The sequence below is a fragment of the Streptomyces sp. NPDC051776 genome (assembly GCF_040681345.1).
Taxonomy (GTDB): domain Bacteria; phylum Actinomycetota; class Actinomycetes; order Streptomycetales; family Streptomycetaceae; genus Streptomyces.
This window is the reverse complement of the sequence record NZ_JBFAYQ010000167.1, coordinates 1-1,370: the sequence shown is the minus strand read 5'-3', so window position 1 is coordinate 1,370 and position 1,370 is coordinate 1. Positions and strand designations below refer to the sequence as shown.

The window sequence follows — 1,370 nt, the reverse complement described above, 5'->3', positions numbered from 1 at the left end:
CTCATCTGCGGGTGAGTCATGCGTTTCATTCGCCGTTGATGGTGCCGATGCTGGCGGAGTTCCGGGCGGTGGCGGAGGAGTTGTCCTACCAGCGGTCGCAGTTGCCGGTTGTCTCGGCGGTCACTGGTGATGTGGCCGGTGGTGAGGAGCTGAGTTCGCCGGAGTACTGGGTGGAGCACGCTCGGCGTAGCGTGCGTTTCGCTGACGCGGTACGCACTTTGGAGGCCCAAGGCGTCACCCGCTACCTCGAACTCGGCCCCGACAGCACCCTCACCGTCCTCGCGGAGTCGGCTCTGGAGGGGGACGGCCGGGTCGACCGTGACCCGCCCGTGTTCGTACCGGTGTTGCGCAAGGACCGGCCGGAGGCGGGGTCGGTGCTGTCCGCACTTGCGGGCGTCTTCGTGTCCGGCGGAGTCGTCGACTGGTCGCTGTTGTTCGGCGACGGCGGCGGCGAGACCACCGAGCTGCCCACCTACGTCTTCCAGCACCAGCGGTTCTGGCCGACGGTCGCCGACCCCCGACCCGTCACGAACCCTGGTGGTGAGATCGACGCCCGGTTCTGGGAGGCGGTCGAGCGCGAGGATCTGGAGGGACTGGCCGGGGCACTGGATCTTGAAGAGGAGGTCGTCGGTGCCGTTCTGCCCGCCCTGACCTCCTGGCGACGGCAGAGTGCGGAGCGGGCCGCCGTGGACGGCCTGCGCTACCGGGTGCATTGGGCGCCGGTGTCCGGCGTCCCACGCGATGCGCGGCTGTCGGACCGCTGGCTGGTGGTCGTACCGGAGGACTGTGAGGACGACGCCTGGTTCCGTTCTGTGCGGGAGGCCCTGACGGCGGCCGGCGGCGACGTCGAGTGGTGGACATGCGACCCGCATACGGGCCGAGCGGGACTTGCTGCTCGTCTGGGGGATGTGGGGGCGGTGGCGGGTGTGGTGTCCCTGCTGGCGTTGTCCGGCGGTTCGGGCGAGGGCGGGTTGCCGCTTGGTGTGTCGGGGTCGGTGGCGTTGGTGCAGGCGCTGGGTGATGCCGGGGTGCGGGCTCCGTTGTGGGTGCTGACTCGGGGTGCCGTCGCTGTGGGCGGTGTCGACGGGCCTGTCGATGCGGTGCAGGGGGCCGTCTGGGGCCTGGGCCGTGTAGCAGCCCTTGAGGCGCCCGACCGTTGGGGTGGCCTTGTCGATCTCCCGTCTGACCTGAACAACGCTGCTCGGAGTGCCCTGGCTGCTGTTCTGGGTGGGGTTGGTGATGAGGACCAGGTGGCGGTGCGGGCGTCGGGTGTGTTCGGGCGTCGGCTGGTCCGGGTGGCTTCGGGTGGGTCCGTGGATGGGGTCGAGGGGGGTTGGTCTCCGCGGGGGACGGTGTTGGTGACGGGTGGT

At 70.1% G+C, this 1,370-nt stretch carries 1 pseudogene; it reads left to right on the top strand.

Annotated features, from left to right (window positions below):
- Positions 1–38: 38 nt before the first annotated feature.
- Positions 39–1,370: pseudogene (locus tag AB0M26_RS31920) on the top strand (polyketide synthase); the annotation flags it as partial.